The organism is Pseudomonas sp., assembly GCF_049301935.1.
Taxonomy (GTDB): Bacteria; Pseudomonadota; Gammaproteobacteria; order Pseudomonadales; family Pseudomonadaceae; genus Aquipseudomonas.
Genome location: NZ_JBAQLP010000057.1, coordinates 86343 through 108967, shown reverse-complemented (window position 1 = coordinate 108967; position 22625 = coordinate 86343). Strand labels below are relative to the sequence as shown.

The window sequence follows — 22625 nt, the reverse complement described above, 5'->3', positions numbered from 1 at the left end:
GCCTCGCGCCCGCTGATCGATGATGTACTGGCCATCAGCACGCGCCCGCTGCTGGTGTCCCACACAGGCGTCGAAGGCACCTGCACAGGCACGCGCAACCTCAGCGACCAACACCTGCAAGGCATCGCCGCCACAGGCGGGGTCATCGGTATCGGCTATTGGGAAACAGCGGTGTGCGCCACTTCGGTGGCGGCCATCGTCCAAGCGATTCGCTATACCGCCGATAAAGTCGGTGTGCAGCACGTGGCGCTGGGCTCGGATTTCAACGGCACCGTCCATACGCCATTTGACGTGACTGGCTTGCCGCAGCTGACCGAAGGCCTGCTCAAGGCCGGCTTCAGCCGCACTGACATTGCCGCCATCATGGGCGGTAACGTGCAACGCCTACTGCTTGCCAACCTGCCCGAAAAGTGAGTAAAAAACAGCCAATCGCCGCCATCGGGCGCGGCACTTCGCCGCGCCGGCTTCTTGCTTTACACTGGCGGCCGTTCACTCCTTAACCAATTGATGAGATGACCGTGCTCAAAGCACTCAAGAAACTATTCGGCAAAGCCGAGGGCGAGCAGCCCAGCCCAGCAACTACGTCCCTTGTAACGCCCAACGCACCACGCGTCCAGCCTGACGCCAGCGCTGACAAATCCAGCCGCAGCGCCTCACCGCGCACCACTGAAGCCGCTGAAAAACCGTTACAGAGCAAGGAAAAACCGGCCAAACCGCGGCGCGAGCGCCCTGCCAAACCCGTCGACACCTGGAAACTGGAAGACTTCGCCGTAGCACCGGCCGAGGGCAAGACCCGCTTTCATGACTTCAAGCTCTCTCCCGAGCTGATGCACGCTATCCATGACCTCGGTTTCCCCTACTGCACGCCGATCCAGGCGCAGGTGCTGGGTTACACCCTCAGTGGCCGCGACGCCATCGGCCGCGCCCAGACCGGCACGGGCAAAACTGCCGCCTTCCTGATTTCGATCATCACCCAGCTGCTGCAAACCCCACCGCCGAAAGAGCGCTATATGGGCGAGCCGCGCGCGCTGATCATCGCGCCAACCCGCGAGCTGGTGGTGCAGATCGCCAAGGACGCCGCCGACCTGACCAAATACACCGGTCTCAATGTGATGAGTTTTGTCGGTGGCATGGACTTCGATAAACAGCTCAAGCTGCTTGAATCGCGCTTCTGCGACATTCTGGTGGCCACCCCGGGCCGTTTGCTCGACTTCAACCAGCGCGGCGAAGTGCACCTGGACATGGTCGAAGTGATGGTGCTCGACGAAGCCGACCGTATGCTCGACATGGGCTTTATCCCCCAGGTACGGCAGATCATCCGCCAGACCCCGATGAAGGGCGAACGGCAGACCCTGCTGTTCTCCGCGACCTTCACCGAAGACGTGATGAACCTGGCCAAGCAGTGGACCACCGAGCCGGCGATCGTCGAGATCGAGCCGGAAAACGTCGCCAGCGATACCGTCGAGCAGCACGTCTATGCCGTAGCCGGCAGCGACAAGTACAAGCTGTTGTACAACCTGATCACCCAGAACGACTGGATCCGCGTGATGGTCTTCGCCAACCGCAAGGATGAAGTGCGGCGCATCGAAGAACGCCTGACCCGCGACGGCATCAGCGCCGTACAGATGTCTGGCGACGTGCCGCAGCACAAGCGTATCCGCGCCCTGGAAGGCTTCCGCGAGGGCAAGATCCGCGTGATGGTCGCTACCGACGTGGCCGGCCGCGGCATCCACGTCGACGCCATCAGCCATGTGATCAACTTCACCCTGCCGGAAACTCCGGACGACTACGTGCACCGCATCGGTCGTACCGGCCGCGCTGGCAGCAGCGGCACCTCGATCAGTTTTGCCGGCGAAGATGACGCCTACGCCCTGCCCGCTATCGAAGCCCTGCTGGGCCGCAAGATCGCCTGCGAAATGCCGCCGGACGAGCTGCTCAAGCCGGTACCGCGCAAGCACTGATCTGCACGCAACTAAAAAAGGCGAAGCCCTGTGGCTTCGCCTTTTTAGTTGCGGCGCTGTACACCCTCTGTGAGGACAGGCTGATTACAGCCGCACAGAGTCAGCCACGCGCCCTTTTGCGTCGAAGTCTTTCAGCCACTGCTTAAGCTCGGCGATCGGTTTGGGCTTGCACAGCCAAAAACCCTGCAACAAATCGCAGCCACCGGCCTTCAGGCGGCCCGCTATCTCGGCGGTCTCGATGCCTTCACCCACCACTCGGTAACCGAGACTGCGCGCCATCTGAATGGCGGTAGAGACAATCACGTCGGCGCTTTCACTGACGCAGATATCGTGAATCAGCGATCGATCCAGCTTCAACTCTGAGGCCGGCAACTGCTTGAGATAGGACAAAGAGGAATAGCCGCTACCAAAATCATCGATGGATATGTGGTGCCCTAGATCGGCCAAAACATTCAGCGCCTGCAAGCTGCGGACAGGGTCGAGCATGGCTGCCGTTTCGGTGATTTCGAGGGTTACGGAGCTGGCCTGGAGCCCATTCTGCTGAAGTGCCGAGGCCAATATGCCCTTGAGCTCAGCGGACTCTAAGTCGCGCGCAGAAACATTAATGGCGACGGTCAACTTCCGGTTGTACTTGTGCAAGTCCGCCAAATCTTTCGTGGCCTGCACGATGACCCAACGGGTCAGCTGGGTAATGACGCCCGTTTCTTCCGCCAGGGGAATGAAATCTGCCGGGTTTACCCAACCGCGCTCCTCATGGTGCCAACGAATCAAGGCCTCAACACCGACAATTTGCCCGGTCTGGATATCTTGTTTGGGTTGGTAGTAGAGCAAGGTCTGGTTCTGTTGCAAAGCCTTGCGCAGATCCGCCATCAACGTCAGCCGGCTCTCGCTGTAAATATCGTACTTGGGCGAATAAATGCCGGTTTCGTCGCGGCCGCGGGGGGTGATTTCCATGCCGACATGGGCGTTGCGAATCAGCTCGGCGGCAGATCGACCGTGCTCAGGGTAACTGGCTGCACCGAAGCGAGGTTGTAGTTCAATCGCTAGGTGGTCCAGCCTTATCGGTTCAGCCAACTGCCGTAGCGCAGTATTGAGCGTTGAGAAATCGTTTCTCGCTTTGTCCACATCAACCAGTAAGCAGAAGCAATCGCCCGACAGGTGATAAACCCGCTCTTCACGACCTTGATCGTCCCGAATGGCTTGGATAAAGGGTAGACCGGCCGCCAGTTCTACCATTTGCTCGGCCACGCGCTTGATGATCCATTCACTCCTGGCCAGGCCAAGCGTGCGGTTGATTTCATCCAGGCGCGTAATTCGGGCCAACCCCACCATATAACGGCGCTGAGGGGCTTGTTGCAGTTGCTGATCCACCATCCGCTCAAAACGGTTGCGATTGGGAAGCCCGCTAACAGGGTCGTGCGCCAGGGCTTCGGTGAGCAGTTTCTGCGCGATATTGCGTGACTGAGCCTCCTCCAGGCTAGCTTCCTGGGCGATGATTTTGTCCTCTCGCTCACGGTAGAGGCGGTCCGCAAGCGCCAGTGTCAGGATAAAGGCTTCGAGCCCAGAACCGATCTGCATGGCGTGCTCGGTAAAGAAATTCTCAGGAAAGACCCCGAGCGCCCTGCCGGCCGTTGCCAGTACCCCGACCGTCAGAGGCGTCCAGGCCAGGGTGAAGAATGCCCCTGCCCGCACACCGTCCATCCAGACCACGGGACCGGCAACCAGCAGTAGCGAAAAAAACAACAGCGCGGAAAACGATGCCAGCTGAATGCCCCTGTGATAATCGAGCAGGGGCGCCGAAAAGAGGAATAACAACTCGAAGACCATCATCCCGATCAGCACTTTATCCAGCCGCGGGCTGTTAATTCGGGTGTTTAGAAACTCCCGACAGAAAAGCAGTGAAAACAGCGCCAGGGCGGGTATCGAGACGAGCAGCGCCTTGGCATGCAGTAGCGGCGCATAGGGGTAGAGGTGTTGGAAACTAAAGCCCTTGATGGAGGCGAAAAACAACAGATAGCCGAACAATGCCAAGGCGTAGTAGAGATATAGCTTCTCGCGCAGGCTCAGGTATACGGCGAGATTGATCAGGATGATGACAAAAATGCAGCCATAGTAGAAAAAATGCAGCTTCAGCTCATAGGCAGCGGTTTCAAAAAATGCCTGCTCGCGCCAGATACGCAGCGGCACGACCATGGAACCGGCCGTCGCGACGCGAACATAGACGGTCTGCATTTCGTCAGGCGCCAGGGACACGCGCAACAACATGCTCGGGTGATCCACGTCACGTGGATAAAAATTCCGGCTGTCGCCCGTTTTCAGCTCTTTTATCCGGCGCCCCCCCGCATACAGGTAGAAGACCACGTCGTCCAACTGGGAATAGCCCAGTTCGGCAATCAGGTTCAGGTTCAGCTGCGTCTGATTTCTGATGGCAAAGCGTAGCCAGTGGGCAGACTGCGTGAGGCCGAAGGTGGCACTGCCATTGGGTACAGCCTTCCAGTGCTGATCGGGCAGGCTCACCACTTGATCAAGCAAGGCTTCGCCTGTGGCGTCTTCCCAGAACTGGAAATGGGCCTGGATGTTTGATGCTGAAGTGATCTCAATCGGCTCTGGTTGCGCCAAAGCCCTGAGACTCAGACAGGCAACTAAAACAGCGACCAGGATGCTTAACGCCCGGTTCAGAAGCACGGAATGATGTCTCCACTAGCGGCCAGTGGGATGGCACATTATTTTTTGTTATGCCTTGCAGTGTAGTCGCTGGGAGACTTAAGGAAAGCCATACAGACGGGCAGCTGTGTAGCGATTTGTATTGCGTTGAGCTCGCCGGATGGGACAAGGCGCGCAGCGCTCCTAGGACGAAACCACGGCGGAACCGCCCGCTTACAACTTGCGCGCGCTAATCCCGGCCGCCATAAACAGCGCGGCCAGTACTGCGAGCATCGGCAGCCAGCCGGCATGCTCCCAGATATACCCGGCGGCGTAGCCGATCACGCTGGAGCCCAGGTAATAGGCGCACAGGTACAACGCCGAAGCCTGCGCCTTGGCGCCATTCGCACGCTGCCCCACCTGGCCGCTGGCCACCGCATGGGCGGCAAAGAAGCCCAGGGTAAACAAGGCCAGGCCCGCCACTGCGGCGCTCAGCCAGGGCGTGGCACACAGCGCCACACCCAGCAGCATGATGGCGATACCGCCCAGCATCACCTGGCGCGCCCCCAGGCGTGGCACCAGGCGCCCGGCCCAGCCGGCGCTGACGATACCCAGCAGATACACGCTAAACAGCAGGCCGATCAGGCTGGACGACAGGTTGAACGGCGCCGCTGCCAGACGAAAGCCGACATAGTTGAACAAGGCGACGAAGCCGCCCATCAGTAGAAACGCCAGCAGAAACAGGCGGCGCAATGGGCCATTGCCCAGGTGCGCGGCAAAGTTGCGCAGCAGCCCGCGTAGCGACAACGACTGCGCGGTGAAATGCCGCGATGGCGGCAGCAGCCAGATAAACAGTCCCAGCGCCAGCAAGCCCATGCCGGCAATCCCGGCCAAGGCCAGCGGCCAACCACCGAGATCACTGAGCAAGCCAGCCAGCAGCCGCCCGAGCAGGCCGCCCAGCGCGGTGCCGCCGATATACAGGCCCATCGCCGCCGGCAGCGCCTCGGGGTCGAACTCTTCGCCGACATAGGCCATGGCCAACGCCGGCAATCCGCTGAGGGCCAGGCCGAGCAAGGCACGCAGCCAGAGCAGATGATCCCAGCTATCGACCAGCGCGCAGACGATCCCCAGCAGCGAGGCCAGCCCAAGGGCTGCGACCATCACCGGTTTACGCCCCCAGCTCTCGGCCAGCGCACCGGAGATCAGCAGGCAGACGGCCAGGCTTAGGGTGGTCAGCGATAACGCCAGGCTGCTGCCCGCCGCCGACACGGAAAAGTGCGCAGCCAGCAGCGGCAACAGTGGCTGCACGCAGTAGAGCAAGGCAAAGGTGGCAAACCCGGCACAGAACAGCGCCAGGGTCGCACGCCGGTAGGCGGCAGTGCCGCGCATCAGGTGCGCAGAGGAATCGGCAGCAGGCATCGGCAGGCTCACAAAAGGCTCTAAATCGGCCTTCCTAGCAGATTAGCACGCAGCCCGCCGACCCGGTTTTGCGCCTGGGGCATAGCCGTTGTGCTGAATGCGAACAAGACAAGTCTTGTGCCAATTGGCGAGTGCAGCGCAAAAAAAACGGGAGCCCAAACGGGCTCCCGTACTCATTCGCAGAGAAATGCCGGAACAAACCTCACGCCTGGGCCGGCTACAACCTCACCTGCGTCCCCGAAGAAACGCATGCCGCAGTCTCGCAAAAAAAACCGCGTAACTCCGTTTAGCTTTGTTGCCGCTTTGCAAAGAAATGTAAACACCTGCGCCGGCTGGCCGTTAAATCCGCCGCGCGGCAGAATAGGCCGATGAATACAGCCTACCTACCGCCCTGCTGCAGCCCGCTAAAAAACCACTGGCCACTGCCGCACCGGCTGCCGGCCGTGCAGTTGATCAGCACCACCTTTAAACCCGAGCTACTCGATGCTGCGGATTTTGGCCGCTGCGCCATCGAGCCGGTGCGCGGCGTGGCCAAACGCCAGGCCGAATACCTGGCCGGGCGCCTGTGTGCGCGTGAAGCCTTGAGGCGCGTGACCGGTACGGCGGCGGTTCCGGCCTGTGCTGAAGACCGCGCGCCGCAGTGGCCGTTAGGCACGCTCGGCTCGATCACCCACGGCAGCGGCTGGGCGGGCGCCGTGGTGGGCAACAGCGCCGATTGGCGCGGCCTGGGTCTGGATATCGAGCAGATCATGCCGGCCAGCCGCGCCGAACGCCTGGCCGGGGAAATTCTTACTCCTGCCGAGTTGTTGCGCCTGAAAAGCCTGCCGGCCGAACAACGTGCGCAGCGCATCAGCCTGACCTTCTCGCTCAAGGAAAGCCTGTTCAAGGCGCTCTACCCGCAGGTATTGCAGCACTTCTATTTTCAGGATGCCGAGCTGCTCAGCGTCGAAGCCGATAATAAAGTGCGCATGCGCCTGCTGATTGACCTGCATGCTGACTGGCCCGCCGGCAGCGAGCTGGAAGGTCAGTTCACCGAGTTCGACGGTTATCTGCTGAGTCTGATCAGCATCGCGCGCTGATCTGTCGAGCGCGGCTGCCCAAAGCGCGAGGCAAATCCGCTAAACTCGGCCGATTGCCGTCTGGAGTGCCCTATGCGCGAAGATTTGAATCAAGGCCTGATCGAGTTTCTCAAGGCCTCGCCCACCCCGTTCCACGCCACCGCCAGCCTGGCTCAGCGCCTTGAAGCGGCCGGTTTTCTGCATTTGGACGAGCGCGCCAGTTGGCACACCGAGGCCGGCGGCCGCTATTACGTCACCCGTAACGATTCCTCGATCATCGCCTTCAAACTGGGCAAGCGCGCGCCGCTGGAAGGCGGTATCCGCCTGGTGGGCGCGCACACCGACAGCCCATGCCTGCGCGTCAAACCGCAGCCGGAACTGCAGCAACAGGGCTTTTTCCAGCTCGGCGTGGAGGTGTACGGCGGTGCATTGCTGGCGCCCTGGTTCGACCGCGACCTGTCGCTGGCCGGCCGCGTCACCTACCGCCGCGATGGCAAGGTGGAAAGCCAGCTGATCGACTTTCAATGCCCGATTGCCGTGATTCCCAATCTGGCCATTCACCTCAACCGTGAAGCCAACCAGGGCTGGGCAATCAACCAGCAGCTCGAGCTGCCGCCGATCCTCGCGCAGCTATCGGGCGATGAACCGGCCGATTTCCGCGCCCTGATCACCGATCAACTGGCCCGTGAACATGACTTCAGCGCCGATGCGGTGCTCGATTACGAACTGAGCTTCTACGACACCCAGAGCGCTGCGGTGATTGGCCTGAATGGCGACTTTATCGCCGGTGCGCGGTTGGACAACCTGCTGTCGTGCTACGCCGGGTTGCAGGCGCTGCTGGCGGCACCGGATGAAGAAAGCTGTGTGCTGGTGTGCACCGACCACGAGGAGGTCGGCTCCTGCTCGGCCTGCGGCGCCGACGGCCCGATGCTCGAACAGGTGCTGCGCCGCGTGCTGCCGGACGGCGATGCGTTTGTGCGCACCATCCAACGTTCCTTGCTGGTCTCGGCCGACAACGCCCACGGCGTGCACCCCAACTACGCCGACAAGCATGACCAGAACCACGGCCCCAAGCTAAATGCCGGCCCGGTGATCAAGATCAACAGCAACCAGCGCTACGCCACCAACAGCGAAACCGCCGGGTTCTTCCGTCATCTATGCCTGGAAAACGAAGTGCCGGTGCAGAGCTTTGTCACCCGCAGCGACATGGGTTGCGGCTCGACCATCGGCCCGATTACCGCCAGCCAGCTGGGCGTGCGCACCGTGGACATTGGCCTGCCGACCTTCGCCATGCACTCGATCCGCGAATTGGCCGGCAGCCATGACCTGGCGCATCTGGTGAAGGTGCTGACGGCGTTTTACGCCAGCGCCGAGTTGCCGTGAGCTCATTAACCGGATAGCCCGGGACACTCCGTGGGCGGCGTGTGCAACGCCAACCCACTGAGCTTCATCGGGCTACCGCAGTTTCACTGAGGCACCTCAACACGCGGGCCTGTTGCCGTTTCGGCACGTGCCGTGTTGCCACGCAAAGTCGCGCCAGGCCAGGCGGAGGACGCAGGTAACGAAACAGCAGCTCAGGGTGACCATTTCGGCGCTTGGCCGCCCAATACTGCGCGACCGCCAGCAGCCCGTGCGCCACCGTTCAAGCCACACCCGCAGTCTCTAGGGCGTTCAAAAATCAACTTTACCCCTGCCCGCCTTGACCGCCCCACGTTTGCTCTTGCCCTCCAGGCGACGCTTTTTCGAACCCAGGGTCGGCTTGGTCGGACGGCGGTTTTTTTCAGTCTTACCCGCACTGCGAATCAGCTCGGCCAGCCGCTCCAGTGCGTCGCTGCGGTTCTGCTCCTGGGTGCGGTATTGCTGGGCCTTGATAATCACCACACCTTCGGCGGTTATGCGGCTGTCGCGTAACGTCAGCAGGCGCTCCTTATAGAACGACGGCAAGCTGGAAGCCTGACTGTCGAAGCGCAGATGCACAGCACTGGAGACTTTATTGACGTTCTGTCCACCCGCGCCCTGAGCTCGGATGGCTGTCAGCTCAACTTCATCGTCGGGCAGATGAACGCTGTTGGAAATAACCAGCATGGTCGGATTTCAGTACTAAAAAAGATCCTCAGGATAACGTGATCCTGAGCCTGCCGCCCGCTCGCATGGTTCGCAGCACGGCAGGTTTAACTGCAGGCGCGATATATCGGCTGTTTTCGCACACAGGCACGCTGAGCGGGATAAAAGATGGAGGTCCGCAGCGCCCAGGCGTCCAAGGCCAGCAGACAAGCCAGCAGCACACTTAGCCGTACACGCATAGAAGCTCGCCTTTGGCGCAGTAGGGTGTACATGGCGAAGCCTTGTACACCGCTTACGATCGGCTTGGCGGACAAGCCTTCGACATCTCCGCCCTACCGTCGCGCCCGGTATTACGGGCTACTTGCCCACGGGATAGAGCAGCTCTTCCTTATAACCAGCCCACACCCGTACTGCATCGGGAAAGGCATCGTCCAGCGCAACATCGCCGCTGTCGACCAGCAACGGCCTGCCTTCCAGCGTGCCGAGCTTGCGCTTGGTGGCGACCACCCGCAGGTGCTCAAGGCCGATGGCGCGCAGCACCCGCGGACTGATCTGCTGATTGCCACGGCCGATGATATGACCCTGGCCACCAATGGCGGTGACCAGCAAGCGCGCTGGGTGCCCGTCTACCAGCTCGAACAGCTGCGCCTCGCTGACATCGCTGGCCAGCAGCTGAGCGTTTTCGATCACATCGACGCCGAGCAAGGTGGTCTGCAAGCCGAGGTTCTGCGCCAAGCCATGCAGGGTCGAACCGGGGCCGAACACATAGCGCACATCGGCCTCCCAGCTGTCCTGCAGCCAGTCGGCCAGATCACTCAGCACCAGTTCTTCAGACTCCACCCCGCCCTGCTTGACCTGCTGCACATAGCCGCCTTCCTGCGGCACCGTCAGCTCGCCGTACCAGCGCGCGGTCACGCGGCCTTCGCGCAGGGCGCTTTCGTCGATATCGCGGACCTCGCCACTGCTCAGACGCACCAGGCCGCCTTCGATCAGCCGCGCAGTCAGCGCACCCGCCGCGCGTGGACTGATGGCGTAGACCCCGGACTGGATCTTGACCCCGGCCGGAATCCCCAGCACCGGCTGGCCTTCGCGCACCGCCGCGCAGATATCGCGCGCCGTACCATCGCCGCCGGCGAACAGAATCAGCGCCACGCCAGCATCCTGCAGCAACTCAACCGCCTGGCGGGTATCGGCGGCGCTGCTCGGGCCGGCACCCAGTTCACCAACCACGCGATGGGCAAAGCCCATCTCGCTCAGCAGATCAGCGCCCATCGCGCCAGGAAAAGTGACAAATTGCAGGCGCTCGCGCAGCGGCAATAGCACCTCAAGGGCAGTTTGCGTACGCCGCGCCGACTTGGCCTCAACACCTAAGGCCAAGGCCTGCTCGGCCATGCCGTCACTGCCCTTGAACCCCGCCGGGCCGCCCAGCCCGGCCAATGGGTTGATGATCAAACCAATATGGAAAAGCCCCATAACACCCTCTATTTCAATACCTGCCTGCTCAATACCTGCCGGCTCCTGGCACAGTGCCTGCAACAGCTGCCTTGCCCTGTGTCTTGCGACGGGTTTCTGCCGTCGCAGTTGTCATAGCGCCTTCATCTAACACTCATAAAATCGCGCTAACCGATGAGGAGACACGCCATGCACAGCCAACAACAGAATTCGCAAACCCACACGACAATGCCGGTAGGCGGCTTTGTCATCGATGCCCAGGGCCGCGAAATCCCGATCACCGAAGAGATGATCCAGCAGGCCTGCAATGCATTGGAAAAGGCTCAGCAAAAAGCCGCTCAAGCCAAGTAAACAGGCAATTTTGTTGGGTGGATGACGGTTTTTCATCCACCCTAAGACCGCAGACGGTGGATGGGTAAAGCGCCATCCCCTACTCCTTCAGCTTCGCACCCAATGCCTGCACCAGGCTGACCAACGCCGGCGCATTGTCCTTCACACGAACTTCCAGCCCGTCGATTTCCCGACGCATCGGGTAGTGTTTGCGCAGCCCATCAAACGCCGCTCGCCGCGTTAGGCCATCGCCCTGCAGGCTACGGCGAAAGTCCGCATCATCGCGGCGCGGGTCATACACGGCGCGGCAGATACTGGCCAAGGCCCAGGCCGGATCGGCGCTGGCATCGATAGTCAGATTATTCAGCCAGGCGGCTGGCATCAGTTGCGCCAGCTCGACACTGGGCACAACGCCCAGGTGCTGACACAACGCCTGATAGATCTGCGCGGTGCCGCGCAGCTTGCCGTCCAGGCTGTAACCGGCGATATGCGGCGTGGCGATGCGGCACAATGCAGCCAGTTCGACATCCACCTGCGGCTCGCCTTCCCAGACATCCAGCACCACCTGCAAATCACTGCGTTGCGCCAGCAACTCGCGCAGCGCCTGGTTATCCACCACCGCGCCGCGGCTGGCGTTGATCAACCAGCTGCCAGGTTTCAATACAGCCAGGCGCGCCGCATCGAACAGATGTTCAGTCGGATGCTCGCCCAGACACTCGAGCGGCGTGTGCAGGCTGATCACATCACACTGATCCAGCACCTGCTGCAGGCTGACGAAATCGCCACCCTCGGCGGCCTGACGCGGCGGATCGCAGACCAGCACACGCCAGCCCAGACCACGCAGCACCTTGAGCAGACGGCTGCCCACCTGGCCCGCGCCGACCACCCCATAAGTGCGGCTAGCCAGCTCGACACCCTGCTGCTCGGCCAATACCAGCAGGCTGCCCAGCACATAGTCGACCACGCCACGGGCGTTACAGCCCGGCGCGCTGGCCCAGCGGATACCCGCCTGCTGGAAATAGTCGAGGTCCAGATGATCGGTGCCGATGGTGCAGGTGCCGACAAACTTCACTGCCGAGCCTTCGAGCAGCGCGCGGTTAACCTGGGTCACCGAGCGCACCAATAGCACGTCGGCATCGGCGACGGCAGCGGCATCAATGCCACGGCCTGGCAAGCGGCGAATCGTGCCGAAGCCAGCAAAGAACTCATCAAGCAGGGGGATATTTTCGTCGGCGATTATGCGCATGGCAGGCTTCCTAAATCAGGCGGGCATTCTAACCTGACAAGCGTGGTTGGCTAGGACGCTACACCACCGCTAGCCGATTGCTTAAAGATGTCGCCTTTAGGATTCCTGACCACCCTGTCAAGGCGTAGACTCCGCGGTTTCCTGAACCCCCGCCGGATACTACTTTTCATGCTTGCCCAAACCCGCCTGCAACGCACCCGCACTGAACTGTGCAGCCTGCTGAAACTGGCAACGCCGATCATCATTGCCCAGCTGGCCAACACCGCCATGGGCTTCGTCGACACCGTGATGGCCGGCCGGGTCAGCCCGCAGGATCTGGCCGCCGTGGCGCTGGGCAACTCGATCTGGGTGCCGGTATTTCTGCTGATGACTGGCATTCTGCTGGCCACCACGCCCAAAGTCGCGCAGCGCTTCGGTGCCGGCGCGCATAGCGAGATCGGCCCGCTGGTGCGTCAGGCGCTGTGGCTGGCCCTGGCGGTGGGCATCGCGGCGGCGGTGATTCTGTGGAACGCGCAAATCGTCCTCAGCCTGATGAACGTCGACCCGGCGCTGATCGAACCGGCGATGGGTTACCTGCGTGCCGTGGCCTGCGGCTTTCCGGCTGTGGCGCTGTACCACGTACTGCGCTGCTTCAGCGACGGCCTAGGGCATACCCGGCCGAGCATGGTCCTCGGCCTGTGCGGCCTGGCGCTGAACATTCCACTCAATTACATCTTTATCTACGGCAAGCTCGGGCTGCCGGCCATGGGCGGCGTCGGTTGCGGCTGGGCCACCGGCCTGGTGATGGGCTTTATGTTTCTGAGCATGCTCTGGTGGGTGAAATGGGCGCCGTTCTATCAGCCGAGCAAGATCTTCAGCCACTTCGAATGGCCTCAGTGGCCGGTGCTCAAGCGCCTGCTGTCGGTTGGCCTGCCGATTGGCATTGCGGTGTTTGCCGAGTCGAGCATTTTTGCCGTGATCGCCCTGCTGATCGGCGGCCTGGGCGCCACCGTGGTGGCCGGACACCAGATCGCCCTGAATTTCAGTTCCATGGTGTTTATGATCCCCTACTCCCTGGGCATGGCCGCTACCGTGCGCGTCGGTCAGGCGCTGGGCCGTGGCGAGCCGCGTGACGCGCGCTTTGCTGCCGGGGTGAGCATGGCGGCGGCGCTGGGCTACGCCTGCCTGTCGGCCAGCCTGATGCTGCTGTTGCGCGAAGAGATTGCGCAGATCTATACCCCGGACGGGGCGGTGATTGCGGTAGCCACCACCCTGCTGGTGTATTCGGCGCTGTTCCAGTTCTCCGACGCCATTCAGGTCACCGCTGCCGGCGCGTTGCGCGGTTATCAGGACACCCGCGTAACCATGCTCCTGACCCTGTTCGCCTATTGGGGCATCGGCCTGCCGGTAGGCTATGCGCTCGGCCTGACCGACTGGCTCGCTGAGCCCAGCGGCCCCAGCGGGCTCTGGCAGGGTCTGGTGGTCGGCCTGACTTGCGCTGGCGGCATGCTCGCCGTACGCCTGGCCGGCAGCGCGCGCAAACGTATCCGAGCCGCTAAGATGGCCTGATGAACGCCCACCTGTTACTTCTACTCACTGCACTTTGCCTGTGCGCCTGCACGCCCGCCGATGACGGCCTGGCGCTGCAGGAGGACTATTTGCAGCGCCTGAGCAACGCCCTGGATGTCGAACCGGCAACGGCTTTCGACTCCAGCGAACTGACCCGCTATCGCCTGCCGGCCCGCCGCGAACGGTTGCTAGAAATTGCCGAACTGCGCATCAGCCTGCTCGAGCTGCTGGTCGATGTGCGCCGTTGTCCGGCCCTGCAACAGCAGATCAGCCTGCGCAACAACAGTCTCGGCAAACAGCTGACGCCGAGCAGCCGCCTGGCTTACGAAGGCGATCTGCTGCGCGCCCTGGATGCCTGCAGCGCACAGCTGCGCAATCAGGATCAACGGCCACTGCGCAATACGCTTGAACAACTGGCGCAGGAAAAACGCGCACAACTGCCCGGCGTATTCTGGAATGCCCTGAATGCCAGCCCGGAGGTCGAGCGCTACCTGCGCTTTGCCGAGCAGACCCTGCCACCGCATGCAGGCGAAGATAATGCCGCGCTGGATGCCCTGGCGCAGCTGGCCGCCATCGGCACTGCCCTGCCTGATGCGTTGCCGCCGAGCACCGAGCAGCTGGATCCGCTGTTCTTCGCCCTGCACGCCAGCGACCAGGGCGGCCAGTTGATCAGCAGCCTGGCCAGCCTGACTCACACCCTCAACCAAGGCAGCGAGATGCTGCACAGCCGTCAACAGAGCCGGCCACTCTGCCCTACAGGCAAGGCCACAGAGCGTGGGCGCATTGTGCAGAACATCTTCGTCAAGTATTACGCCGGTAGCCTGCAGCCCTATCTGGCACAGGTGGATCAACGCGGCCAGGCCTGGAGCAGCAGCCTGCGCAGCCTCAGCAGCGTGGCGCAGATACCGCTCGCCACCCGGCAGTATTTGCACAGCCTGAGCGGTCACGAAGCTTCGTTATGGACAGCCTTTCAACAAGCCACCGCGCGCCATGTGCGCAGCTGGCAGGAGCTGCTGAACAGCTGCGGCCTGGCGCCCGGTCAGTCGGGATGGACCGGCCACGCCGCCAGCGTCGACCAGTAAACCTCGGACAGCAACTCGCGCCCTGCCAGCAGATGGGCCAGGTAGTCGGCACTGGGCAGCAGCCCCTCTGCGCGGAAAGTCGGGTTGGCGATATACACCCAGGCTGGCTGCACGCCATGGGCCGCGACAATCGGCAGGCACTCACGGCTGTAGTAGATCGGCGTGCCTTCGAAGTGATCCAGTTTGGCGATCTCGCCAGCGTCCTGCAGGCGATAGAGCACACCCTCCACCACTGCATCACGCTGATGGCGGATATTGGCGTAGGCCCGCCCCGGCGCACGATCCGCCGCACGCTTGTTAAAGCACAAACTGTATCCCGGCAGCTGCCCAGGCAATGCTTCCAGCGCCGTCAGGCCACGGGCCTGCATGCGCGCAGGGTTCATATTCGAGCCGTAGGCGAAGTACCAATTCATTAGTCAGCTTTCTTGCGAATCAGGTACAGATAGGTCGCGCCCTCTTCGGCCTGCTCCACCAGTTCATGACCAAGAAACACGCAGAACTTGGGGATATCGCGACGGGTCGAGGGGTCGGTGGCAATCACCTTGAGCAGGCCGCCGGCCTGCAGGTCGCGCACATTGTTGTGCAGCATCATCACCGGCTCGGGGCAGTTCAGCCCGGTGGCGTCGAGGGTGTCATCGGGAATGGCTGGGGTTTGCAAAGACATCAGTGGGCTCCAGTAGCAGGCCGCTATTCTCGCGCAAAGCTGACCTCAAGGTCATCTAGCAAACCGTTGAAAACGGCTGCGCGCCGGATGCAATCCGATAACAGGTCAGCACAACCTTGGATAGGCAGCCGCAGGCGGCCCGATCAGGCAGGCTGCGCAGCGCCCATCATTCCAATAAGAGCCATCTATGCGCCTTGCCCTGCTACTTGCCGCCCTGCTGCTCAGCGGCTGCGCCGCCCGCGATCACTTGCCGGACTTCAGTGCCAGCGCCGGGCAAGACCTGCCCGCCAGTTACTTCGATGCGGTGATCTATGCCCGCGACGGCACGCGGCTGTCGGCCACCGTATTCCAACCCGCGCTCAAGGTCGGCGAACAGGCGCCGGTAATCGTGCACACCCACGGTTGGGGCGGCTGGCGGGTCACCCGACCGAAGGGCTTCTATGGCACCCAGATGATGTCCGGCCGCGCTGCGATAAAAGCCTGGCAGGCCGGTTACTGGGTGATCAGCTACGACCAGCGCGGCTGGGGCGGCAGCGAGGGCGACATCGAAATGATGAACCCCGAGTACGAGGTGCAGGATGCCCTGGCGGTAATCGACTGGGCCGCCGCCAATCTGCCGCGCCTGAGCATGGACGCACCGAACGACCCAAAAGTCGGCATGCTCGGCGAAAGCTACGGCGGCGCCGTGCAACTGCTGGCCTCGGCGACCGATCCGCGCATCGACGCCATTGTGCCGATTGCCACCTGGTACGACCTCAGCGAAGCCCTGGCCCCGGACAGCCATCTGAAAGTCGGCTGGACCGGCGTGCTGCTCAGCCTGGGCCTGTCCACCGGTTATGACCTGGGCAAGTTCGTCCAGGCGCCCTACCTGAAAAGCGCCGACGGCCGTATGCGCGAGCCGGTGCGCGCCGAGCTCAAGGCCCACAGCCTGAGCAGCTACTGCGCGCGCGGCCAGCGCCCACAGGCCGATGCGCTGCTGATCCAGGGCATGCGCGACACCCTGTTCCCGCTCAACCAGGGCCTGGCAATTCGTGATTGCCTGCAACAGGGCGAACGCGACGTGCGCCTGCTCGGCATGCAGGGCGGGCATATTCTGCCGCCACCGATGCAACGCTGGAGCGGCCTGCCGCCATTCAATAATGAGGCCGTGCTGCACTGCGATGGCCGGGCGATCAACCTCTACCAGAGCATTATCAGCTGGTATGAAGACAAGCTGCGCGGACGCCAGGGCGTGGCGGCGAGCATTCCCAACTTCTGCGTCAGTCTCGATCTGGATCAGGGCTTGACCTTGCAGCAACTGCCGGCCAGTCAACATATCGCGCTGCCGGCCACGCCGATTCGGCCGCTTAGCAGCGGGCTGCTGCAACCCTCAGGCTTTATTGCCCTGCAACAGGTTCAGCAGCCCAGCGCCCTGATTGGCGTAACGCGCGTACATCTGGAAAACGCCGCGCAGTTGCCGACGCTGTTTGCCGCCCTGGTGGTTCGCCGCGCAGATGGCAGCAGTGAAGTACTGAGCGAACAAGTCACCCCACTCAATGGCCAGGCCAGTACCGAACTGGCGGCCGTCAGCACACAGCTGCTACCGGGCGACACCTTGGGTTTGCGCATCAGCGGCTTTAGCGGCCAGTACCTGTTTAATGCTTCCTGGCAGCTCTCCAGCAGCACGCTGCAAGGAAGCGTCGAGTGGCCACAGTTGCTGCCGCTGAAGCGACAGCTGGCAGCACAGCACTAGCGCCTCATCAATAACGCTGAAATATCGGCTCCTACCGGAAAGCGCAGCCCTACTTGCTTAAGCGGCGCAGGTGACAGGTCACTTCCTCGCGGTCGTGATAGAGCTGTTTGCAGGCGATCGAGACCTTGATCTTGCGCTCGGCAAAGCCGTCTTCCAGGCGTTGCAACAGGCGGCGCACTTCGGCGTAGCGCTGCTTCATCGGCAACTTGAGGTTGACCACCGCCTCACGGCAATGGCCTTCGCCGATCCAGGTTTCCAGCAGCGCGGCGCTGCGAGCGGGCTTTTCGACGATATCGCAGACCATCCAGTCCACCGCCTGCTTGGGCTTCCAGGTGAAACCGTCGACCATCAGATGGGTCACCAGACCGGTGTCCATCAGGCTTTCAGCCATCGGCCCGTTGTCGATGGCGGTGACCAGCATGCCGCGCTTGACCAATTGATAGGTCCAGCCGCCCGGCGCGGCGCCCAGATCGACCCCGGTCATCTCATCGGACAGGCGCTCATCCCACTGTTCGCGGGGGATAAAGGTGTGCCAGGCCTCTTCCAGCTTAAGGGTCGAACGGCTCGGCGCTTCGCGGGGAAACTTCAGCCGTGGAATGCCCATCGGCCAGAGCGCCGAGTTATTCGCCTCGGCCATGCCGACAAACACCTCGCGGCCGCTTTTAAAGGTCAGCAGCAGGCGTGGCTTGTGTGCATCCTCGACCAGCTTGCCGGCCTTGCTCAGGGCATTGCGCAGCGGCGCCTCGAACTTCTTGCAGAAATTCGACAGCTCCTTGCCATCGTTGGTGTCCAGCACTTCCAGCCACAAGCTGCCGAATACCGGCAAATCCGCCAGATGGCCGAGCAGTACGCTGATGCGGTCCAGTTCCGGCAGGTTGATAAACACCCCGCGCGCCCACTGCCGTGGAAAGATCAGTTGATTGAAGCGCACCCCGCGCATCAGGCGCTCGGCACCCTCGTCCTCGGTGCAGATAAACTCCGCGCAGGCGGTACTCGGCTTGGCCTTGGCATAACCGGCAACATCCAGACGCGCGGCATGTTCGGCGATTTCCGCGCACACCTCGTTTTCAAAACCCGGACGGCAGTGCAACAACAACGTATTCATCAGCGACTCTCCTCGAGGCGCGCATCATAGCCGAGTCACCCGCCTATGCTTGCTGCGCATCGGCTTTTTATCGCCTGCAGGTTAGACTGACATCACTGCGCCAGGCGCTAGAGCCTGCCGACCGATCCTCAGCCGCCCCTGCAATACAGCGCGGTATACAGCCACAACCTGCCCCTTATCGGTTACGCCTGGATTCACGGGCTAAACTTCCGCCAGCAGCGGCCGAAGTACCGATAACGTTTAAAGGAATAAATAACGCCATGCGCAATAACCAACCTATTACCCAGCGTGAGCGCACCTTCCCGGCGCAACAACGGCTGATTTCCACCACTGACCTCAAGGGTCAAATTTCCTACTGCAATGACGCCTTTGTCGAGATCAGCGGCTTCACCCGCGAGGAACTGATTCGTGCACCGCACAACCTGGTGCGCCATCCCGATGTGCCTCCGGCCGTGTTCCAGCATATGTGGGACACCCTGAAGAAAGGCCGGCCGTGGATGGGCATTGTCAAGAACCGCTGCAAGAACGGCGACCATTACTGGGTGAATGCCTACGTCACACCGGTGACAGAAAACAACCAAGTGGTGGGTTACGAGTCGGTGCGGGTCAAGCCGACTGCCGAGCAAATCCGCCGCGCCGAGGCGCTCTACCAGCGCATCAACAGTGGTAAATCGGCGATTCCCAGCAGTGATCGCTGGCTGCCAATCGTGCAGGACTGGTTGCCATTTATCCTTATCAGCCAGATCGGCTTTTTGCTCGGCGCCTGGCTCGACTCCAGCTGGGGTTTTGCCCTCGCCGCTGGCCTGTCGGTACCGCTAGGGTTGGCCGGGCTGAACTGGCAACAGCGCGGCCTCAAGCGCCTGCTGCGCCTGGCCGAGCAGACCACCTCCGACCCACTGATCGCGCAGATGTACACCGACAGCCGCGGCGCGCAGGGCCGTCTGGAAATGTCCGCCCTGAGCCAGGAAGCCCGTCTGAAAACCTGCCTGACCCGTCTGCAGGACACCGCCGAGCAGCTGACCCAGCAAGCCCAGCAGGCCGACACCCTGGCGCACAACAGCTCTGCCGGACTTGAGCGTCAGCGCAGCGAGACCGATCAGGTGGCTACCGCGATCAATCAAATGGCCGCTACCACCCTGGAAGTGGCGAGCAACGTGGCGCGCACCGCCATCGCCACCCAGGACGCCAACCGCCTGACCAGCGCCGGCCGCAGCATTGCCGCAGAAACCCGCCAAGCCATTCAGCGCCTGTCGCAATCGGTGGGTGATACCGGTGACACGGTGACCCGCCTGGCGCAGGCCAGTCAGGAAATCGGCGGCGTGGTCGATGTGATCAAAGGCATCGCCGACCAGACCAACCTGCTCGCCCTCAACGCCGCCATCGAGGCCGCGCGCGCCGGGGAAATGGGCCGTGGCTTTGCCGTGGTGGCCGATGAAGTGCGCTCACTGGCGCAACGCACCGCCGAATCCACCGGGCAGATTCACCAGTTGATCGCCAAGCTGCAGCGCACCGCCGAAGAAGCGGTACTGACCATGGAAATCGGCCGCAAACAGGCCGACGAAGGGGTTGAACGCGTGCAGCAGGCCGATGAAGCGCTGGCCGGCATCAGCGATGCGGTGGCCAATATCACCGATATGGCCAACCAGATTGCCGCCGCAGCCGAGGAGCAGAGCGCGGTGGCCGACGAGGTCAACCGCAGCATCACCACCATCGCCCAACTGGCCGACAAGACTGCTGGCGAAGCGCATGACACGGCCCTGCTCAGCGCAGCCCTGACCGCCACCGCTCAGGGTCAATACGCCCTGGTGGAGCGTTTTAACCGCTAACCTGAGCGCCAGGCAGCAGCCGCTCCTGGCGGCTTGCTGCTTTTCCTCCATCCTTGGAGGTCACAAGCTCGCTCCTACAGATTCTCGTAGCGATTCATATCCAGCACGCCGGCCTCTAACGGCTCGGTTTGCTGGATATACGCCGACATATCGTGGAAGTAGCGCCAGAACTCGGGATGCGTGCGGCGAATGCCCCAGCGCTCGACGACTTTCTCCAAGGCCGCTGCGTCGCGCGCCTGCTCCAGGGCCGTGACAAACGCCGCCGCCTGCTCAGCCTGGACATTGAAGATAAAGTTCGGGTAGCTGCTGAGCACGCCCGGATACACCGTCAGGGTATCCAGCGCCGGCTGATAACGCAGTTCCTCACCCAGCATAAAGGCCACGTTACTGTGTGCGCGGTTGCGCAGCAGGCTGTACACCTCACGCCGGCCATCGGCCATCTGCACCCGCAGCAAGCTTGCCTCCGGCAGTTGCTCGATCACCTTGAGCGTACCCGCCGGTTTCGCCGCCAGGCGGCTCAGGGACTGTTCGGCACGCTGCAACTCGGCGTCCAGGCCTGGGCGATGGCAATGCGCGCCCGTGCAGCGGTTGATCGGGTCCGGCCGCGCATTCAGGCTGCCGTAGCGTTCCAGCAGGGTTTCGACAAAGCTGCGTTTGGGGTCATTGCCGGGCAGCTGCAAGGCGCTCGGGGTATCGGTGTCAATGGCCTGGTAATCCAGCCAGATCTTCAGTTTGCCGCTGCTCTGGTACCAGTCGCTGAGATAGCCCTGGCGCGACTCGGCCGGCATCAGACGGAGGAAGTTGACCTCGGCACCGTTGCGGATCAAATCGAAGTACAGCCGCGTTTGCGCCTGGTGCGACACGTTGCCAAACACGTCGAAATTCACCACCAGCTGGTAATAGGTGCGCTCCAGCAACGGAAAGTCCAGCCACCAGAGGGTTTGCGGCACCTCACCGATCAGGCCTTTGCGCACCGAGGCGCTGTCATGCTGACGGAAGATCGACAGCAATGCGTTGTCGTTACCCGCCCAGATATGCGACCAGCTCGGCGCAGGCGCATCGGCATAGCGCTGCATGCGCAGCGCTTCGTATTGATTGCGCTTGTCGCGATAGGTGCGCCACAGGCCGAGAAAGTCACCAATGCTGTCGAGCTGTCCGGGCATTGCCAGCAGCTCCTTGGCCTGCTCGCGGTACTCCGGATCGGTGAGATACAGGTCGTGCTGCGGGTCCTGAAACAGCGTCCAGAAATTATCGCGAATCACATCCGTGGCAATCTGCCCACGGCACACCGGGCCGCGAATAAAAGTGCGCACGAAGTATTCGGCGTTATCCAGCATAAATTGGTAACGCGCCTGCGGCGGAATCGCGGCAAAGGTCTCGAATGGATTGGCGCGGCGCTGCAGGCCATAGCCCGGCAGCGCATCGACCTGCCAATCACTGGCGAAAAACAGCTCTTTGACCCGCGCCAGCTTCGTCGCACTCAGGCCATAGGTGATATGCGTCTTGTGCACGATTACGCCCTGCACCGGCGTCAGCCGGTAATAGAATTCGCTGCCGGGGTCTTCGTTGGGCTGGCGCGTGGCGATGATGTCCACCGGCTCACCGCTGGGCGTGCGCGAACGCACCACCTGAAAGAAATGCCCCGGCTCACCGCCGGCGAAATGCAGGTGGGCGAGAAACAGGTGCTCGTACAGCCAGCGTGAAACCAGGGCCTCGCGGGCGCCGGGGGCATTCATAAAGGTCTCCCAACTGGCGATCTGCTGCGCCTCGGCCGCGCTGGCCTGCAGTGCCTGCTGATCGACCGGTGCGCCCTGCGCCAGCCAGCTCTGCAGCATCTGGTAGTCGGCCTCGCTCAAACCGGTCACCGCGAACGGCATGCCGGCTTGTGGATTCTTCCGAGCAAAGTCATCGAACTCCTGCGGCAGCGGGCACTGGTTGACCCGTTTGATGCTGATATCCAGCTGCGCTGGCAGCTTGCTATTGGCGACCAACGGCCGCTGGTGGCCCAGCTCCAGCATGCGCGCCAGCAATGCGGCCTGGCTGCCCTGAGGATCCAGCACGGAGCTAAAGCCCTTGCGCTGCCAGGCCGCAGCGCCATGGGCATCGACAAACAGGCGCGTGGGTTCCTGCGCCTGAGTGCGCCTGCCGTTGTAAACCGCCGCCTTGCTGGCGCCGCGCTGCACACCGTCAGCACTGCCCAGGTTGAGCTGGCAGGCGGCGTCGTAACAGGCATGGCAGGCCACGCAGTGCTGGGTAAAGATCGGTTGAATATCGCGGCTGTAGGCGATGGGTTCGGCCGCCTGTAATGAGCCGATGAACAACAAACACACGCCGAGCAGTAAGCGGCAGACCATGAAAACATCTCTAAAATGGCTTAAGCGCCGATTCTAGCGGGTGCCGGCCTGGCAAAGCCAACCCACCAACATGAGCAAGATTCATGTAAAAGCACAGACCACTGCAAAAGCGTGCAGCTTTGTTATCATCGCGCATCCTTT

The 22625-nt window shown here is 62.2% G+C and carries 18 protein-coding genes; 9 read left to right on the top strand and 9 right to left on the bottom strand.

Annotation, left to right across the window (positions count from 1 at the left end):
* Together WA145_RS08390 and rhlB are read left to right on the top strand one after the other, a co-directional pair.
* Window positions 1-414: dipeptidase (locus WA145_RS08390; RefSeq protein WP_422581134.1), on the top strand; the 414-nt coding region annotated here is incomplete at its 5' end.
* A 104-nt stretch (window positions 415-518) separates the two neighbouring features.
* Window positions 519-1961 (top strand): ATP-dependent RNA helicase RhlB, encoded by a 1443-nt coding sequence (gene rhlB, locus WA145_RS08385; RefSeq protein ID WP_422581133.1) that lies wholly within the window; start codon window positions 519-521, stop codon window positions 1959-1961.
* Between the two features lie 84 nt (window positions 1962-2045).
* Here the strand turns inward: rhlB and WA145_RS08380 are convergent, their stop codons facing one another.
* Together WA145_RS08380 and WA145_RS08375 are read right to left on the bottom strand one after the other, a co-directional pair.
* Window positions 2046-4646, bottom strand: a complete 2601-nt coding sequence (locus WA145_RS08380; protein ID WP_422581132.1) for an EAL domain-containing protein — start codon at window positions 4644-4646, stop codon at window positions 2046-2048.
* 192 nt (window positions 4647-4838) lie between these two features.
* The gene (locus WA145_RS08375; RefSeq protein WP_422581138.1) at window positions 4839-6023 is read right to left on the bottom strand and encodes an MFS transporter; all 1185 of its coding nucleotides are present in this window, start codon (window positions 6021-6023) and stop codon (window positions 4839-4841) included.
* Window positions 6024-6391: 368 nt separating this feature from the next.
* On the opposite strand from WA145_RS08375, the gene WA145_RS08370 reads away from it, so the two are divergent.
* Both WA145_RS08370 and WA145_RS08365 read left to right on the top strand, forming a co-directional pair.
* Entirely contained in the window at window positions 6392-7102 is a 711-nt protein-coding gene (locus WA145_RS08370; protein WP_422581131.1) for a 4'-phosphopantetheinyl transferase family protein, read from the top strand.
* Window positions 7103-7174: 72 nt separating this feature from the next.
* The gene (locus tag WA145_RS08365; RefSeq protein WP_422581130.1) at window positions 7175-8464 is read left to right on the top strand and encodes a M18 family aminopeptidase; all 1290 of its coding nucleotides are present in this window, start codon (window positions 7175-7177) and stop codon (window positions 8462-8464) included.
* A gap of 288 nt (window positions 8465-8752) precedes the next feature.
* Here WA145_RS08365 and arfB read toward each other — a convergent pair whose 3' ends face one another.
* Together arfB and WA145_RS08355 are read right to left on the bottom strand one after the other, a co-directional pair.
* A complete protein-coding gene (gene arfB, locus WA145_RS08360) occupies window positions 8753-9166 on the bottom strand; it encodes an alternative ribosome rescue aminoacyl-tRNA hydrolase ArfB (protein WP_422581129.1) in 414 nt (137 codons plus the stop codon).
* Between the two features lie 336 nt (window positions 9167-9502).
* Window positions 9503-10618: an ATP-NAD kinase family protein gene (locus WA145_RS08355; RefSeq protein WP_422581128.1), complete on the bottom strand. Its 1116-nt coding sequence runs from the start codon at window positions 10616-10618 to the stop codon at window positions 9503-9505.
* A gap of 153 nt (window positions 10619-10771) precedes the next feature.
* Between WA145_RS08355 and WA145_RS08350 the strand changes: the two genes are divergently transcribed.
* Entirely contained in the window at window positions 10772-10948 is a 177-nt protein-coding gene (locus WA145_RS08350; RefSeq protein ID WP_422581127.1) for a PA1571 family protein, read from the top strand.
* A gap of 79 nt (window positions 10949-11027) precedes the next feature.
* On the opposite strand, the gene pdxB is transcribed toward WA145_RS08350, so the two are convergent.
* Window positions 11028-12173 carry a 4-phosphoerythronate dehydrogenase PdxB gene (gene pdxB, locus WA145_RS08345; protein ID WP_422581126.1) on the bottom strand — a complete coding sequence of 382 codons (1146 nt, stop codon included), beginning with the start codon at window positions 12171-12173 and terminating at the stop codon, window positions 11028-11030.
* A gap of 168 nt (window positions 12174-12341) precedes the next feature.
* Here pdxB and WA145_RS08340 point away from each other — a divergent pair, with 168 nt between their 5' ends.
* Entirely contained in the window at window positions 12342-13721 is a 1380-nt protein-coding gene (locus WA145_RS08340) for an MATE family efflux transporter (RefSeq protein WP_422581125.1), read from the top strand.
* The gene (locus tag WA145_RS08335; protein WP_422581124.1) at window positions 13721-14803 is read left to right on the top strand and encodes a DUF3080 family protein; all 1083 of its coding nucleotides are present in this window, start codon (window positions 13721-13723) and stop codon (window positions 14801-14803) included. Before WA145_RS08340 ends, WA145_RS08335 begins: the two co-directional genes overlap by 1 nt.
* Here the strand turns inward: WA145_RS08335 and WA145_RS08330 are convergent.
* Window positions 14761-15216, bottom strand: coding sequence for a gamma-glutamylcyclotransferase family protein (locus WA145_RS08330; protein ID WP_422581123.1), 456 nt, complete (start codon window positions 15214-15216; stop codon window positions 14761-14763). The genes WA145_RS08335 and WA145_RS08330 overlap by 43 nt on opposite strands.
* A complete protein-coding gene (gene tusA / locus WA145_RS08325; RefSeq protein ID WP_422581122.1) occupies window positions 15216-15467 on the bottom strand; it encodes a sulfurtransferase TusA in 252 nt (83 codons plus the stop codon). The genes WA145_RS08330 and tusA overlap by 1 nt, the downstream gene beginning before the upstream one ends.
* A 187-nt stretch (window positions 15468-15654) precedes the next feature.
* On the opposite strand from tusA, the gene WA145_RS08320 reads away from it, so the two are divergent.
* Window positions 15655-17199: an alpha/beta hydrolase family protein gene (locus WA145_RS08320; RefSeq protein ID WP_422581121.1), complete on the top strand. Its 1545-nt coding sequence runs from the start codon at window positions 15655-15657 to the stop codon at window positions 17197-17199.
* Window positions 17200-17248: 49 nt separating this feature from the next.
* On the opposite strand, the gene rlmM is transcribed toward WA145_RS08320, so the two are convergent.
* Window positions 17249-18304, bottom strand: coding sequence for a 23S rRNA (cytidine(2498)-2'-O)-methyltransferase RlmM (gene rlmM, locus WA145_RS08315; RefSeq protein ID WP_422581120.1), 1056 nt, complete (start codon window positions 18302-18304; stop codon window positions 17249-17251).
* Window positions 18305-18564: 260 nt separating this feature from the next.
* Between rlmM and WA145_RS08310 the strand changes: the two genes are divergently transcribed.
* The gene (locus WA145_RS08310) at window positions 18565-20130 is read left to right on the top strand and encodes a methyl-accepting chemotaxis protein (RefSeq protein WP_422581119.1); all 1566 of its coding nucleotides are present in this window, start codon (window positions 18565-18567) and stop codon (window positions 20128-20130) included.
* Between the two features lie 74 nt (window positions 20131-20204).
* Here WA145_RS08310 and WA145_RS08305 read toward each other — a convergent pair whose 3' ends face one another.
* Entirely contained in the window at window positions 20205-22484 is a 2280-nt protein-coding gene (locus WA145_RS08305; RefSeq protein ID WP_422581118.1) for a fatty acid cis/trans isomerase, read from the bottom strand.
* Window positions 22485-22625 lie beyond the last annotated feature (141 nt).

Coding starts and splice junctions, on each gene's coding strand:
- WA145_RS08375 (WP_422581138.1), bottom strand. CDS start 6,023: ATGCCTGCTGCCGATTCCTCTGCGCACCTGATGCGCGGCACTGCCGCC.
- WA145_RS08370 (WP_422581131.1), top strand. CDS start 6,392: ATGAATACAGCCTACCTACCGCCCTGCTGCAGCCCGCTAAAAAACCAC.
- WA145_RS08365 (WP_422581130.1), top strand. CDS start 7,175: ATGCGCGAAGATTTGAATCAAGGCCTGATCGAGTTTCTCAAGGCCTCG.
- arfB (WP_422581129.1), bottom strand. CDS start 9,166: ATGCTGGTTATTTCCAACAGCGTTCATCTGCCCGACGATGAAGTTGAG.
- WA145_RS08355 (WP_422581128.1), bottom strand. CDS start 10,618: ATGGGGCTTTTCCATATTGGTTTGATCATCAACCCATTGGCCGGGCTG.
- WA145_RS08350 (WP_422581127.1), top strand. CDS start 10,772: ATGAGGAGACACGCCATGCACAGCCAACAACAGAATTCGCAAACCCAC.
- pdxB (WP_422581126.1), bottom strand. CDS start 12,173: ATGCGCATAATCGCCGACGAAAATATCCCCCTGCTTGATGAGTTCTTT.
- WA145_RS08340 (WP_422581125.1), top strand. CDS start 12,342: ATGCTTGCCCAAACCCGCCTGCAACGCACCCGCACTGAACTGTGCAGC.
- WA145_RS08335 (WP_422581124.1), top strand. CDS start 13,721: ATGAACGCCCACCTGTTACTTCTACTCACTGCACTTTGCCTGTGCGCC.
- WA145_RS08330 (WP_422581123.1), bottom strand. CDS start 15,216: ATGAATTGGTACTTCGCCTACGGCTCGAATATGAACCCTGCGCGCATG.
- tusA (WP_422581122.1), bottom strand. CDS start 15,467: ATGTCTTTGCAAACCCCAGCCATTCCCGATGACACCCTCGACGCCACC.
- WA145_RS08320 (WP_422581121.1), top strand. CDS start 15,655: ATGCGCCTTGCCCTGCTACTTGCCGCCCTGCTGCTCAGCGGCTGCGCC.
- rlmM (WP_422581120.1), bottom strand. CDS start 18,304: ATGAATACGTTGTTGTTGCACTGCCGTCCGGGTTTTGAAAACGAGGTG.
- WA145_RS08310 (WP_422581119.1), top strand. CDS start 18,565: ATGCGCAATAACCAACCTATTACCCAGCGTGAGCGCACCTTCCCGGCG.
- WA145_RS08305 (WP_422581118.1), bottom strand. CDS start 22,484: ATGGTCTGCCGCTTACTGCTCGGCGTGTGTTTGTTGTTCATCGGCTCA.